The organism is Bradyrhizobium barranii subsp. barranii (genome assembly GCF_017565645.3).
GTDB classification, from domain to species: Bacteria; Pseudomonadota; Alphaproteobacteria; order Rhizobiales; family Xanthobacteraceae; genus Bradyrhizobium; species Bradyrhizobium barranii.
Genome location: NZ_CP086136.1, coordinates 6,784,388 through 6,797,430 on the forward strand (window position 1 = coordinate 6,784,388; position 13,043 = coordinate 6,797,430).

General features: G+C 64.7%; 15 protein-coding genes. 8 read left to right on the plus strand and 7 right to left on the minus strand.

The genetic code is table 11. From position 1 onward, the window contains the following. Positions 1-9: 9 nt before the first annotated feature. Both mddA and J4G43_RS33170 read left to right on the plus strand, forming a co-directional pair. The gene (gene mddA / locus J4G43_RS33165) at positions 10-732 is read left to right on the plus strand and encodes a methanethiol S-methyltransferase (RefSeq protein ID WP_225005771.1); all 723 of its coding nucleotides are present in this window, start codon (positions 10-12) and stop codon (positions 730-732) included. A 21-nt stretch (positions 733-753) separates the two neighbouring features. Then, the gene (locus tag J4G43_RS33170; RefSeq protein WP_038944930.1) at positions 754-1,155 is read left to right on the plus strand and encodes a nuclear transport factor 2 family protein; all 402 of its coding nucleotides are present in this window, start codon (positions 754-756) and stop codon (positions 1,153-1,155) included. Between the two features lie 69 nt (positions 1,156-1,224). On the opposite strand, the gene J4G43_RS33175 is transcribed toward J4G43_RS33170, so the two are convergent. Further along, positions 1,225-2,073, minus strand: coding sequence for a LysR family transcriptional regulator (locus J4G43_RS33175; protein ID WP_208089480.1), 849 nt, complete (start codon positions 2,071-2,073; stop codon positions 1,225-1,227). Between the two features lie 103 nt (positions 2,074-2,176). Between J4G43_RS33175 and J4G43_RS33180 the strand changes: the two genes are divergently transcribed. Next, on the plus strand, positions 2,177-3,169 hold the full coding sequence (locus tag J4G43_RS33180) for a zinc-dependent alcohol dehydrogenase family protein (protein ID WP_321576279.1): 993 nt from the start codon (positions 2,177-2,179) through the stop codon (positions 3,167-3,169). Between the two features lie 44 nt (positions 3,170-3,213). On the opposite strand, the gene J4G43_RS33185 is transcribed toward J4G43_RS33180, so the two are convergent. Then, a complete protein-coding gene (locus tag J4G43_RS33185) occupies positions 3,214-3,444 on the minus strand; it encodes a hypothetical protein (protein WP_014494328.1) in 231 nt (76 codons plus the stop codon). Positions 3,445-3,732: 288 nt separating this feature from the next. Further along, entirely contained in the window at positions 3,733-4,716 is a 984-nt protein-coding gene (locus tag J4G43_RS33190; protein WP_208087508.1) for an aldo/keto reductase, read from the minus strand. Between the two features lie 103 nt (positions 4,717-4,819). Here J4G43_RS33190 and J4G43_RS33195 point away from each other — a divergent pair, with 103 nt between their 5' ends. Continuing rightward, positions 4,820-5,713: a LysR family transcriptional regulator gene (locus tag J4G43_RS33195; RefSeq protein WP_208087509.1), complete on the plus strand. Its 894-nt coding sequence runs from the start codon at positions 4,820-4,822 to the stop codon at positions 5,711-5,713. 274 nt (positions 5,714-5,987) lie between these two features. Here J4G43_RS33195 and J4G43_RS33200 read toward each other — a convergent pair whose 3' ends face one another. Further along, positions 5,988-7,061, minus strand: coding sequence for an RgsD C-terminal domain-containing protein (locus tag J4G43_RS33200; protein WP_208087510.1), 1,074 nt, complete (start codon positions 7,059-7,061; stop codon positions 5,988-5,990). 244 nt (positions 7,062-7,305) lie between these two features. Between J4G43_RS33200 and J4G43_RS33205 the strand changes: the two genes are divergently transcribed. Then, the gene (locus J4G43_RS33205; protein WP_208087511.1) at positions 7,306-8,349 is read left to right on the plus strand and encodes a patatin-like phospholipase family protein; all 1,044 of its coding nucleotides are present in this window, start codon (positions 7,306-7,308) and stop codon (positions 8,347-8,349) included. A gap of 6 nt (positions 8,350-8,355) precedes the next feature. Here the strand turns inward: J4G43_RS33205 and J4G43_RS33210 are convergent, their stop codons facing one another. Then, positions 8,356-8,784 (minus strand): CBS domain-containing protein, encoded by a 429-nt coding sequence (locus J4G43_RS33210; protein WP_208087512.1) that lies wholly within the window; start codon positions 8,782-8,784, stop codon positions 8,356-8,358. Positions 8,785-8,974: 190 nt separating this feature from the next. Further along, positions 8,975-9,781 carry a rhomboid family intramembrane serine protease gene (locus tag J4G43_RS33215; RefSeq protein ID WP_135216656.1) on the minus strand — a complete coding sequence of 269 codons (807 nt, stop codon included), beginning with the start codon at positions 9,779-9,781 and terminating at the stop codon, positions 8,975-8,977. A 465-nt stretch (positions 9,782-10,246) separates the two neighbouring features. On the opposite strand from J4G43_RS33215, the gene J4G43_RS33220 reads away from it, so the two are divergent. The 3 genes from J4G43_RS33220 to J4G43_RS33230 all read left to right on the plus strand — a co-directional run bounded on the left by J4G43_RS33220 (position 10,247) and on the right by J4G43_RS33230 (position 12,232). Next, complete coding sequence (locus J4G43_RS33220; protein ID WP_208087513.1) at positions 10,247-10,801, plus strand: PAS domain-containing protein; 555 nt, start codon at positions 10,247-10,249, stop codon at positions 10,799-10,801. Positions 10,802-10,865: 64 nt separating this feature from the next. Next, a complete protein-coding gene (locus J4G43_RS33225; RefSeq protein ID WP_208087514.1) occupies positions 10,866-11,294 on the plus strand; it encodes a cupin domain-containing protein in 429 nt (142 codons plus the stop codon). A 146-nt stretch (positions 11,295-11,440) separates the two neighbouring features. Beyond that, positions 11,441-12,232 (plus strand): Crp/Fnr family transcriptional regulator, encoded by a 792-nt coding sequence (locus tag J4G43_RS33230; RefSeq protein WP_210387686.1) that lies wholly within the window; start codon positions 11,441-11,443, stop codon positions 12,230-12,232. 292 nt (positions 12,233-12,524) lie between these two features. Here the strand turns inward: J4G43_RS33230 and J4G43_RS33240 are convergent, their stop codons facing one another. Continuing rightward, positions 12,525-13,016 (minus strand): phasin, encoded by a 492-nt coding sequence (locus J4G43_RS33240; RefSeq protein ID WP_225005274.1) that lies wholly within the window; start codon positions 13,014-13,016, stop codon positions 12,525-12,527. Between the last annotated feature and the right edge of the window lie 27 nt (positions 13,017-13,043).

Below are 13,043 nucleotides of genomic sequence, written 5' to 3' on the forward strand. Positions count from 1 at the left end.
GCGCTGGCGATGAAGTCCGCGGCCCTCGTCTACGGGACCAGTGCCTATTTGATCTTTCTGGGCACGTTCCTCTATGCCATCGGCTTCGTCACGCAATATATCGTGCCCAAGACCATCGACACCGGCGCGCCGACCTCGCTAACCAACGCGCTCGCCATCAATCTGCTGCTGCTATCGACCTTCGCGGTTCAGCATAGCGGCATGGCGCGGCAGGGGTTCAAGCGGCTGTTCGCGCGCTTCGCTTCGCCGGTCATCGAGCGCTCCAGCTACGTGCTGCTGGCAAGCCTGACGCTCTTGCTGCTGTTCTGGCAATGGCAACCGATTCCGACGGTCATCTGGAACATCGAGTCTCCCGCCTTGGCCGGGCCCGTGATTGCGGGCGAGTTCCTGGGCTGGCTGATTGTGCTCTACAGCACATTCCTCATCAGCCATTTCGAACTGTTCGGCTTGACACAGGTTATCAGCCATTTCGCCGGCCGGCTCACCGCGCCCGTCAAGTTCAAGACGCCGGGCCTGTATCGCCTCATCCGCCACCCGATCTATCTGGGGTTCATCATCGCCTTCTGGTCAACACCGGTGATGACGCTCGGACACCTGATGTTCGCATCAGTGACAACGGCCTATATCTTCGTCGGCATCTGGCTCGAGGAGCGCGATCTGGTGGCGCTCTTCGGCGACGAGTACCGAAAGTATCGGGAACGCGTCGCGATGCTGTTGCCGGGCCTTTTCTGAACAGATTGGAAAGGCACCATCGTGACCGGACAGGATTTGATCGATCGTGCAAAAGCCTTCGTCGCGGCAGTCGCCGCGGCGAAGCCCCGCCAGACCGTCGAGGCCTTTTATGCCGATGATATCGTGCAGGAGGAATTTCCAAACCTTCTCCTGCCGCAGGGCGCAGTGCGCGATTTCATCAACTTGCGAGCGTCTTACGACAGATCCCGTTACATCCTTGCCTCGCAATCGTTCGAAATCGTCAACGCCCTTGCGTCAGGCAATTGCGTGGTGATGGAGACGATCTGGACTGCAACACTGGCGGTCGGCGTCGGCAAGCTTGCTCCCGGCGACACTATGCGCGCCCGTTTTGCGCAGTTCTTCGAATTCCGTGACGGGCTGATCTTCAGGATTCGCAACTACGATTGTTTCGAGCGAATCTAGTCCGTAGGGTGAGTTACGCCTGTCGACTGAGCTTCGCACGGCCGAAAGGCTAATCCACCCTGCAGGCCGTCATGCCAACCGTTCGATCACGAGATCGAGCAGCGCGCGCAGGCGCGCCAGACGCCTGAGATCGCGGTGATAGCCGACAAACGTGTCGCGGCCGGGCGGCGTTGCGCCGATGTCGAGCGCGACGAGACGGCGATCGCGGTCGCCGAGGGGGCGTGGCAGCACGGCGAACCCGCCGCCGCCGGCACACAGCTCCGCCTGCGCCTGGCGGTTGTTGCTGCGCGAGGCGATCTCCGCATTCGGCAGCGTGCGCTTCAACCAGATCGCATCCGGCATGTCGGCGAATTCGGCATTCATGGTGACGACGCGCGCGCCGCTGCCGTCGCCGGCGCGCGGCGGCTTGCTGCCCTTCCTGCCATACAGCGCGTAGGGAATGTGGAGCAGTTTTCTCGAGATCACCTCGGGCTCGCTGAACGGCATGATGCGGAAGACGAGATCGGCCTCGCGCCGCGGCAGGCTATAGAGGCGCGCATCGGTCAGGAGCTCGACGGTCACCTTGGGATGGCGCTTGCCGAAGGCGGCGATCACCGGCGACAGCATCACCGTACCGAACCAGTCCGACGACGACAGCCGCAGCATGCCGTCGAGCTGCGTCTCCACACCCGAGGCGTGGCGCTGAAGCGCGAGCGCCTCCTCCTCGATCCGCTCGGCGTGGCGCAGCACGGCGGCGCCCTCGTCGGTCAGCACAAAACCATCGGCGGTGCGCTGGAACAGCGTTTGTCCCAGCGCGGTTTCGAGCGCGCGAAGCCGCCGCCCCATCGTCGGCTGGGTCTGGCCGATCTTGCGCGCGGCAGCCCCGAGCGTGCCTTCGCGCGCAATCGCCAGGAAGATGCGCAGATCGCTCCAGTCCATCGAAATGACCTCATACAGAAATGCACGATCATCGTACATTCTTGTTCCTTCTCATGCAAAATTTCATGAGCATATTGGAAGCCGACAACGGAGCAAGACGATCATGACGAGACAATCGACGATGCGGGCTGCGATCCTGGAGACCCACAACGCGCCACTGCGCGTCTCAACCGTCTCCACGCCCGAGGTCGGCCCGCGCGAGGTGCTGGTGCGGGTGCATGCGAGCGGGGTCAATCCGCTCGACACAAAGATCCATGCCGGTGCGGCGGAGCATGCGCGTCATCCGCTGCCCGCCATTCTCGGAATCGATCTCGCCGGCGTGGTCGAGCAGACCGGGCGCGACGTGACGCGGTTCAAGCCGGGCGACGAGGTCTATGGCATGACTGGCGGCGTCGGCGGCGTGCCGGGATCGCTCGCCGAGTTCGCCGCGGTCGATGCCGACCTGCTGGCGCCCAAGCCCGCCAATCTCAGCATGCGCGAAGCGGCCGCCCTGCCGCTGATCTTCATCACGGCCTGGGAAGGCCTGATCGATCGCGCGGCGCTGAACGCCGGCCAGAAGGTATTGATTCATGGCGGTGCCGGCGGCGTCGGCCATGTCGCGATCCAGATCGCGCGCGCCATCGGAGCAGACGTGTTCGCGACCGGCTCGGCAGCGCAGCGCGCCACCATCGAAGGCTTTGGCGCTGTGTTCATCGAACGCGACACTGCGATCGAAGCTTACGTTGCAGAGCATACCGGCGGCCGCGGCTTCGACATCGTCTACGACACCGTCGGCGGCAAGGTGCTCGATGCCTCCTTCGAAGCCGTGCGCCGTTTTGGCCATGTGGTGAGCGCGCTGGGCTGGGGCACGCACGCGCTTGCGCCGCTGTCGTTCCGCGCCGCCAGCTATTCCGGTGTGTTCACGCTGCTGCCGCTGCTATCAGGCGAAGGCCGCGCGCATCACGGTGAGATCATGGCGGAGGCGACGCGCCTGGTTGAAGCCGGCAAGCTCGCGCCGCTGGTCGATGCAAGGCGCTTCACGCTGGAGAGTGTTGGCGATGCCTACGCTCTGATCCGGGATCACGCCGCCAAGGGCAAGCTGGTCGTCGACATCTGAGGTGGGGCTCGTAGCCCGGATGGAGCTGTCTGCTGCACCCGCTGCTAGTCCTCGCTGGCCGCCGCGGAGCGGTTGCGCAGGTAAGCCTGCGACAACAGGAAGAACAGTGCGCGCTCGCCATGATACTTGGCGGACGGCCGGGTGCGCTCGAAGCCATCGGCAAATATCTTGCCGGACTGGCACACCTGCCATCGCCAGCCAAACCGCTTACGCCTGGTGATGATCACTTCAAACATGCCGACGGGCTTGGTCCCCTGCTTCTGCCGGTCTCGCAAGTCATGCGCCTGCTCCGGCCTCCCCCGTTAGACGGATGCCCGACATATAGCGCAGCAGGACGGAAAGAGAATAAAATTGATTATCGGAAATCCGTATCTTCCACCGGCTATGACGAAGTCGCGACGCTTGCGGAATAAGCCTGTGCTGGCGGTGTTAATCGCTTCCTTCAACGCTGCTTGCAACGCTGCTTGCAACGCTGCTTGGTAGCGCTGGCAAAGGTATTCAAGTCGGAACACAAGACGCGTATGCCCGGTAAGCGAACGCTCACCGGGCATTCACGCCGCAGCTCAGCGGCCGACTCGCGCCTGGAGATGCGCAGGATAGCGGTCGCCCTGCACGGCGACCTTGGACAGCGCCCCTGCAATTGCAGTGAGATCCGCGTCCGACAGCGTCACCGCAGCCGCGCCGAGATTTTCCTCGAGCCGGTGCAGCTTGGTGGTGCCCGGGATCGGCACGATCCACGGCTTCTGCGCGAGCAGCCAGGCCAACGCGATCTGCGCCGGCGTCGCTTTCTTCATTGCGGCGATCTCGCCAAGCAGATCGACGAGGGTCTGATTGGATTTGCGTGCGCTGGATGAGAAGCGCGGCACGATGTTGCGGAAGTCGCTCGCATCGAACGTCGTGCTCTCGGTGATCGCGCCGGTGAGAAAACCCTTGCCGAGCGGGCTGAACGGAACGAAGCCGATGCCGAGCTCTTCCAGCTTCGGCAGGATCTCCTGCTCCGGCTCGCGCCACCACAGCGAATACTCGCTTTGCAACGCGGTCACGGGCTGCACCGCATGGGCGCGGCGAATGGTCTGCGCACCCGCCTCCGACAGGCCAAAATGCAGCACCTTGCCGGCCTGGATCAGATCCTTGACCGCGCCCGCGGTCTCCTCGACCGGCACGTCGGGATCGACGCGGTGCTGGTAGAACAGATCGATGCGATCGGTCTTGAGCCGCTTCAGGGCAGCCTCCGCCACCGCCTTGACGTTGGCCGGCCGGCTGTCGAGCCCGGCCTCGACCTTGCCGCCCTTGAAGCCGAACTTGGTGGCGATCACGACCTTGTCGCGGAATGGCTGAAGCGCCTCGCCGAGCAGCTCCTCGTTGGCAAAGGGCCCATAGGCCTCGGCGGTGTCGAAGAAGGTCACACCGCGCGCGACGGCGGTCCTGATCAGCGCGATCGCCTGCGACGTCTCGGTCGCCGGGCCATAGCCGTAGCTCAGGCCCATGCAGCCGAGGCCGAGGGCCGAGACCTCGAGGCCGCTCTTGCCCAGTTTTCGCATCTGCATCGTCAGCTCTCCGTGAAGTTCATGTTCGGCGGCGAATTTAGGCCACGCGCCGGCCCGCGATTAGATGATAAAAGCGGTATGTACTGATGAGATGGATTCATGAATGATCCGCACCAACGTCAATGACCTCCTGGCCTTCCTTGCGGTCGCGCGCGAGCGCAGCTTTACCCGCGCGGCAGCCCAGCTCGGTGTGTCGCAGTCGGCGCTCAGCCACACTGTGCGCGGCCTGGAGGAACGGCTCGGCCTGCGGCTGCTCACCCGCACCACCCGCAGCGTCGCGCCAACGGAAGCCGGCGAACGTCTGCTCCGCAATGTCGGGCCGCGCTTTGTGGAGATCGACGCAGAGCTGTCGGCGTTGACCGCGCTCCGCGAGACGCCGGCGGGCACCGTCCGCATCACCACCGGCGAGCACGCCGCACAGACGGTGCTGTGGCCGGCGCTCGCAAAGCTGCTGCCGCGCCACCCCGATATCAAGGTCGAGCTCGTCATCGACTATGGCCTGACCGATATCGTCGCCGAGCGCTACGACGCCGGCGTGCGCCTCGGCGAGCAGGTCGCCAAGGACATGATCGCGGTGCGGATCGGACCGGAGATGCGCATGGCCGTGGTCGGCGCGCCCGCCTATTTCGCCGCGCGGGGCAAGCCGAAGCTGCCGCAGGATCTCACCGAGCACAATTGCATCAACCTCCGCCTGCCGACCTATGGCGGGATCTATGCCTGGGAGTTCGAGAAGCGCGGACGCGCGATGAAGGTGCGGGTCGACGGCCAGCTCGTGTTCAACACCGGCCTGCTCAGGATGAATGCCGTGCTGGCGGGACTTGGCCTTGCCTATATCCCCGACGATCTCGTGAAGCGCGAGATCGCCGACGGCCGGCTGATCCGCGTGCTCGCCGACTGGTGCGCACCGTTTGCGGGCTATCACCTCTATTATCCGAGCCGTCGGCAGCCGACGCCGGCGTTCGCCGTGCTGGTGGAGGCGCTGCACTATCGGAAGTGAGGGGGCGCGGCCCTCCTCCTCGTCATTGCGAGCGCAGCGAAGCAATCCAGAATCTTTCCGCGGAGGTACTCTGGATTGCTTCGCTGCGCTCGCAATGACGATGTGGAAACAGCTGCGCGTCGAAACTGCGCTCTCGTGCCCCGGACGCAGCGCAGCGCTTCTTCAGCGGTGCGCTGCTGAGCCGGGCCCATCTATCGAGATATGTGCTTGTGGCTTCCTGGGTCCCGGCTCTGCGGAGCGGCATTGCATGCCGCACCGCGCCCGGGACACGAGACTAGCGCGCGACGACTTCCACTTCGCCGTCGACGCCGTTGACGACGTTGAAGCCGCGCTCGTAGACCTTGCCCTCGTTCTTGGCGATGGCGCGGTATTCGCCTTCGGAGAGCACGACGCGCGGGAAGGCGCCGATCGATTCCTTGATTACGTCGCCGCCGGGGGTCAGCACCGACCAGGCGGTGTTGGCGAGCGCCTCGCCGCCCCTGTCGCTGACGAGCTTCAGCGTGATCACGGCGGCGCGGTGGGTGATCGTGACGTCGGTGAGCTTGCCGGCCTGGACGCGGATATCCGAGCGCACCACCGAATTGGCGTCGCCATAATTGGAGACGATGTAGTAGGTGCCCTCCGGGATCAGCACGACGTCGCCGGCGGCGACGTTCGGCACGAGCGAGGCGCGCTCGCCGGACTCGAACTGGCTGCCCTTGTAGATCGCGAACGAAATCTGGTTCTGCGGAATGCGGCTGGTGCCGACGCGCCCCTCGATGCGCAGGCCGCCGGCCGGCAGCACGAAGGATTCGCGGTCGGTCTCGGCCTTCAGGCTGACGGTGCGCACCGCACTGACGAGGCCGAAGGCGACGTGCACGACGTAATTGCCCGGCGGCAGCACGATGTTCGGCGTGGCGTTCCGATCCTCGCGGATCAGCTTGAAGGTGCCGTTCTCGTCAGGACGGTCGGCAAACACGCGCCAGACCAGGCCGCTGGTGATCGCGGGTGTGTCCTTGCCGTATTTCGCGGTCAGCGACAGAACGCCCTGGCCGGGCACGGCCGCGTTGAGCGGCGGGGCCGCCGGCACGGTGCTGACCGCAGGCGGCGGCATGCTGGGCGTATTCGGCTGAAGCAGGGTCGGCGGCAGGCTCGGCGGCGCAGCGCCCGGGCCTGAGGGGGGCGCAAGGCTGACGGCGCCGCCGGGGTCGGGCACCGAGGCGGGCGGCACCGGGGGCGGACGATCGGAGAAAAGCTGCGCCTGGGCAGCATTTTGGCCAAGGATATAGAGGCAGGCAGCAACGATCAGCGCCGGCAGCAGCGATGTGCTGCGCCGCCATCCGATGATGCCGTCACCCCCGAGAGTCATGCCACCTGCTTTTCACCGAAAACGCGGCAAATTCAAGCCTCCGAATCCCCGGGGAATACGGCCGGATACAATTCTTTGGAACCCGGTTGACGCCTGCGTGATTAAACGGGAGGCAGCCGGTCCTCGCCACACTCCTGCCCCCTGCTTCCCGAACGGTATAAACCATGCTTTGCCCTCGTTCTGGCGGAGCGGAAGTACGGCGCCTACTCTGCTGTGAGGGCTGGCCCGGGGTAGGAGGGTTTCGGTGCTTGATATCTTGAAGGGTCGGGGCGCGAACGGCTCCAATGGAGAGAAGGTCGGTCTTGGCAGCGTGCGACGGCCGGTCATCGGCCTGGCGCTCGGCGGTGGCGCGGCGCGCGGCTTTGCCCATATCGGCATCCTGAGAACCCTGGCCGCCAATGGCATTGTGCCTGACGTTGTGGTCGGCACCTCGATCGGCGCCGTGGTCGGCGGCCTCTATGCGGCCGGCCGGCTGGATACGCTGCAGGAGTGGGGACGCAGCCTGCAGGGGATGCGCAACATCCTCGGCTATCTCGACATCCGACTGAGCGGCTCCGGCCTGATCGGCGGTGAGAAGCTGGCAACCCGGCTCGAGGACGCGGTCGGCCAGACCCTGATCGAGGATCTTCCGATCAAGTTCGCCGCCGTCGCAACCGAGGTCCGTACCGGCCACGAGATCTGGCTGACGCGCGGCCGCGTGGTCGACGCCATGCGCGCCTCCTACGCCCTGCCCGGCATCTTCTCGCCCGTCCTGATCGGTGACCGCTGGCTGGTCGACGGTGCGCTGGTGAATCCGGTGCCGGTCTCGGCCGCCCGCGCGCTCGGCGCCGAAATCGTCATCGCCGCAAATCTTTCCAGCGACATCTTCACCCATTCCACGACGATCTATTCGCACGGCGCGGTGCCCGAGACGGTCCCGCCCGCGGCCGAGGCGACCACGGCGAAGCGGCGCTTTCCGCGATTGTTCTCGCCCGAGAAAACCATGAAGCGCGAGTTCTTCGGCGGCGCCGGACGGCCGGGCATCTCCTCGGTGATGGTCGACGCCTTCAACATCATGCAGGACCGCATTACCCGCGCGCGCCTCGCCGGCGATCCGCCCGATCTCCTGATCACGCCGCGGGTCGGTCATTTCGGCTGGTTCGACTTCCACCGCGGCGAGGATCTGATCGCGCACGGCACCCGCGCCGCCGAGCGCGCACTGGAGTCGATCCAGGAGGCGATCGAGGTGCTCGCGCCGGCGCCCGCGGGCAACGCGCCCAAGACCGCCGAGCCCAAGGCAGACGAGTAAGGCCGCTCAGGCCGTCTTGATGTAGTCGCGCAGGGCTTCCTGCTCGGTCTCGTATTCCTGGACGCGGCGCTTGACGATGTCGCCGATCGAGATCAGGCCCACCACCTTGCCACCGTCGACGACCGGCAGATGGCGGAACTTGCCGGTGGTCATCGTCTCCATGAGTTCGGCGACCGTGTCGGTCTCCTTGCAGGTCACCACCTTGCGGGTCATGACCTGAGAGACCGGCTCCTCCAGCGCGACGGCGCCGCGCTCGCCGATCACGCGCACGATGTCGCGCTCGGACAGGATGCCTTCGAGCCGGCTCTGGTTCATCACCAGCACCGCGCCGATCTTCTTCTCGCCGAGCAATTTGACCGCGGCAGCCAGCTTGGCGTCGGGCTCGACGCTCATGATCTGGTCGCCCTTGGTGTTGAGAATGGAACGTACCGTCATTGTCGGCCTCCCTGAATCGGATCCGTCCGCATTTCGCGGACCGGACTTGTTCGTCGAGTCTTCAACTAACAGTTTAGGCGCCGGTTGCACGCTGAGGCGCTTTGCGAAGCATCGCCGCTAGCGGCTTGTCGCTTCGGAACATTCTTCTCGGGAATGATGGATGAATTCGGGCGGCGCCGCAAGCGCCGCTTCAAATGCGGTTCGAAATGTCCTGTGATGACGCATCCGCAGCATCGTTTCGCACGCGCGGCACGGGATCGAACAGCGCGAACAGCAGAAGGCCCGCGAAGAAGCCGCCGATATGCGCCTGCCAGGCGACGCTCGTGGTTTCGGAATCGACGCCGATCGCGCCGACGCCGAAGATGATGTTGACGCCGAACCAAACGGCGAGGAAGCCGACCACCCGCCCGTCACGCAGCGCGCGCGACAGCGGCAGTGCCGGAACCCTTGCGGCGGTATCGGCGTCTGATCGGTTGAACGACAGGAAGCTGCCGCGGACAAAGGCAAAGCGGATCGCCGCCGCCATCGCGCCGGACACCGAGGCCGAGGCGCCGATCATCGGCGCCACCGCGTGCTCATGGGTGACGAGATGGGCGAGCGCGCCGGCCGCTGCCGTCACCGCGAGAAACAGGAAGAACCTGATCGCGCCGAAGCGCCGCGCCAGCGCGCTGCCAAACGGCAGCAGCCACAGCACATTGAAGCCGAGATGGGTCAGATTGGCGTGCAGCAGCGAATAGGTGACGAAAGTCCAGACCTTGGCGCCGGCCCCACCGGGGATTTGCAGATTGAGCAGCGAGGAATCGTAACGCTTCGGGATGAAGCCGAAGACGTCGATGGTCCAGTTCTCGAGTTCCGGCGGCAGCAGCACCCGCAGATGGATCACCGCCAAAAGGAGGATATAGGCGGTCAGCGCGACCGGCAGCGTCAGGATCGGCTCGCGCGGAGCTTCCTCGACAACGGCCGGTATCTCCGGCGGAGAATCTTGCGGGGAATCCAAGGCAGCTTCGCTTTCAGGCGCGATCGGAGCGACAGGCTTAACGACAGCCTTGGAGATAGTCGCCTTTGCCGGCCTTGCGCAAGTGCACAAAAGGAAAAGGCAGGGCCCTGGGAAAGCCCTGCCTGTCCGTGTCGGTCTTCCGGTACCCAGAGGAATAAGGTGTATCCCCACCCCTCCCCGCGGCCCGCGACCAAACTGTTTGACGCCCGTGTACAGGCCCCGCCGAGAACCTGGATGAAAGCGGCGAGGCTTGCGACCGCGATCACCATAGCAGCCGGGCGCCGGACGGAAAGCGCATAGTTAATTTAACGTTAACGAAGCAAAGACAGCCTCCGGGGCCCGAAAACGCCTCCACGGCATGGACGCTGCAAATCCCCTCCTGCACAACAACGAAAGGGATCGCGGGTGCACTGAAGCGGGACAGGTTTGTCCCGCGAGCTAGCGCCCCGGGGTAAGCGTTCAGTCATGAAACATCCGTCGAGCCGCGCGTTCTTCGCGTATTGGGACAAGAAGCGCGGCACTGCGCGGGCCCCTGATCGGGCCGATATCGATCCGGCCGCGGTCCGCGGCCTGCTCGGCGATATCTTCGTGCTGTCCTGCGAGCAAAACCTCGGCTTCCCGTTCCGCGTCGCCGGCACGCGCGTCTGCGCGCTCGCGGGGCTCGACCTCAAGGACCAGAGCTTTGCTGCGCTGTTCACCGAGGCCAGCCGCAGCGAGATCGAGGAGATCACCACCATCGTCGCCGACGAGACGTTAGGTGCGATCGCCGGAATCACCGCCGCGCGCGAGGATGGCAGCAAGGCGCATCTCGAGCTGCTGCTGCTGCCCTTCAACGCCCGCCCGCATACGCCGGTGAGTGTCACCGGCGTGCTCGCACCATTCAACGACGAATGCGGCGCGTTGTCCGCATTCACCCTCACCTCCTGGCGCTATCTGCATCAGCCGGAGAAGCTGCTGCCGCGCGCAATCCGCAAATTGCAGATCGCACGCGGGCTGATGGTGTATGAGGGGCTGAGGTAGTTTTCGTTTCGACGAGGGCGAACGCCGCGACCTCGATACAGTCTCTCACCGGGATGACACAGCCATGTCCGACATCATCAGTTTCGGTACGCTTCAGCTCCGCTTCCTGCACAGCAAGGACGACACCGGCGGCAGCGTCGACATCTTCGAAATGACGCTCCAGCCGAATGCGCGAATGCCGATCCCGCACTATCACGACCGCTGGGACGAAGCCATCTACGGGCTGTCCGGCGTATCGACCTGGACGATCGACGGCAAGCAGAACGATCTCGGCCCCGGAGAATCGGTCTTCATCAAGCGCGGCATCGTGCACGGTTTCACCAACCGTTCGACGGGACCGGCAACATGCCTGTGCATCCTGAGCCCCGGGGTGCTGGGCCCGCAATATTTCACGGAGATGGCCGCACTCCTGTCGGCCGGCGCACCACCCGATCCCGCGAAGATGAAAGAGACGATGCTGCGCTACGGACTGGTGCCCGCGCCGGCAGCGTGAGCCAGGCTCGCGATCCATCATTGGAACCTTACCTGCTGCAGGACGTTTAGCTGTTTGCCGGGCATATGCCTGCACGGCAACGCGGCTCGGCCGGAGACGGTGCGTTTGCTCGCCGCCGGGCCTCCGTCGAGGGACGATTCCCCGTGATGGAGCACGCGACCAGAGTTGGTAATCGCCTGTTAGCTGCATTACCGCCGGCCGACTTCGCTTTGCTTGCACCGTATCTCCGGAAAGTACCGCTCCAGCACGATGCAGTCCTGGTTCGATCGGGCGACCGGGTCGAGCACCTTTGCTTCCCGTGCAGCGGCGCGATCGCTCTCATCATGGAGTTGCCGAACGGACAGGCAGCCGCAACCGCCGTGATCGGCAACGACGGCGTCGTCGGCCTCATGACGGCGCTCGGCCCCGTCCGCTCCCCCCTGACGGCGGTTGTCCGCGTGGCCGGGACCGCACTGCAGATCTCGCCCGCGCGATTTCAAGCGACGCTCGAACGCAGTCCCGCCCTCGCAAGCGCGGTTCAGATCGTCACCAGGGCGATGATGACGCAATTCCTGCACGTCGCGGCCTGCAATGCACTGCACTCCGTCGAGGCCCGCCTCGCCCGCTGGCTGCTTCACATTCACGATCGGACGGAGGGCGGTGGTGACGTCCTGCACCTGACGCAAGAGACGTTGTCGGAATTGCTCGGCGTCCGGCGGACCACCGTCACGCACGTCGTGAGCGCACTTCGAACCTCAAGAGCCCTGAAATCCAGTCGGCGCGGCCAACTCGAGATCGACAGGCCGCGGCTCGAGGTCGTCGCCTGCGAGTGCTACAAGGTGATGAGCCGCAGGATCGATCGGATCGTTTCGCAGGATGCCGTCAGGCGGCTTCACACCGCGCCCGCGCGGAACGGCTGCCCGCCCCCGGACTTCCCGTTCGCCAAGACCGATTCATAGACCCAGGCCTCTCTGGCGAACCACTCGTGCGTCGCCGCGCACATCCCGCAATATGTGCGCGAAAAGAACACCGTACTGCACCGAAATCTTTCGCGATCTATCTCGATGCCCGTCGGAATGGCGTGGCCCGTTTCCGGGCACTTGATCATCACCATACCCATCCTGACTTCCTCCAGCTTGGCATCACCTCACGGCAAGGCTTCTCACGGCAAGGCTTCGCCGCCTCGGCCGGACTGCGTCCCTTCTGGCGAAGACGCTCGTCCAGCCGATCCACGCGGCCAGTAGCCTCGATTCAAGCAGCCCTATGCAGAACCAGGTTGAAACTCTTCTTGATCGGCTCGGCCGTCTCGGTTGCGACCTTCTGGGCGAGGTCCCAAAGCTCCCGGTTTTGGCGAGAAGCCGCTTCAAAGGTCTTGCGGCTGTGGGTGGTGGAGAGGTTCACGACATCCGCAAACGACCTCGCATCCGCAAGCTGGGACAGGAACTCCAGCGCGGAGCTGGTATTGATGTTTGATATTTCGATGACCCTGGTGCCGTAATCGGCGGCACGCGTGGCATTGGTCGAACAGGCTTCGCGGAGCGCTTCGGTGACCTCCTCGGAAGCCGCCCTCATCCGCTCTAAATTTGCCTTGGCCCGGGCGGCGCCCTGCTCGGCGAGATCGCCGAAGATCGCCTGGAAGTTGAAAAATGGCAGGTCGAACCTGGGCATTGCACCGCCATTCGCCGTCCCGTTCAGCGCAGTGGCGTTCGTCTCGGCTTTCAGATTGGCATCATTCATGGTCATTCATCCCCTCACGCGAAACCAGATAAT

Bases quoted from the DNA above. Each gene is read 5' to 3' on its own strand.
- J4G43_RS33225 (WP_208087514.1), top strand. From the start codon at position 10,866: ATGTCCGACATCATCAGTTTCGGTACGCTTCAGCTCCGCTTCCTGCAC.
- J4G43_RS33230 (WP_210387686.1), top strand. From the start codon at position 11,441: ATGGAGCACGCGACCAGAGTTGGTAATCGCCTGTTAGCTGCATTACCG.
- J4G43_RS33190 (WP_208087508.1), bottom strand. From the start codon at position 4,716: ATGCAGATGCGAAAACTGGGCAAGAGCGGCCTCGAGGTCTCGGCCCTC.
- J4G43_RS33210 (WP_208087512.1), bottom strand. From the start codon at position 8,784: ATGACGGTACGTTCCATTCTCAACACCAAGGGCGACCAGATCATGAGC.
- mddA (WP_225005771.1), top strand. From the start codon at position 10: ATGAAGTCCGCGGCCCTCGTCTACGGGACCAGTGCCTATTTGATCTTT.
- J4G43_RS33220 (WP_208087513.1), top strand. From the start codon at position 10,247: ATGAAACATCCGTCGAGCCGCGCGTTCTTCGCGTATTGGGACAAGAAG.
- J4G43_RS33240 (WP_225005274.1), bottom strand. From the start codon at position 13,016: ATGACCATGAATGATGCCAATCTGAAAGCCGAGACGAACGCCACTGCG.
- J4G43_RS33175 (WP_208089480.1), bottom strand. From the start codon at position 2,073: ATGGACTGGAGCGATCTGCGCATCTTCCTGGCGATTGCGCGCGAAGGC.
- J4G43_RS33200 (WP_208087510.1), bottom strand. From the start codon at position 7,061: ATGACTCTCGGGGGTGACGGCATCATCGGATGGCGGCGCAGCACATCG.
- J4G43_RS33195 (WP_208087509.1), top strand. From the start codon at position 4,820: ATGATCCGCACCAACGTCAATGACCTCCTGGCCTTCCTTGCGGTCGCG.
- J4G43_RS33180 (WP_321576279.1), top strand. From the start codon at position 2,177: ATGACGAGACAATCGACGATGCGGGCTGCGATCCTGGAGACCCACAAC.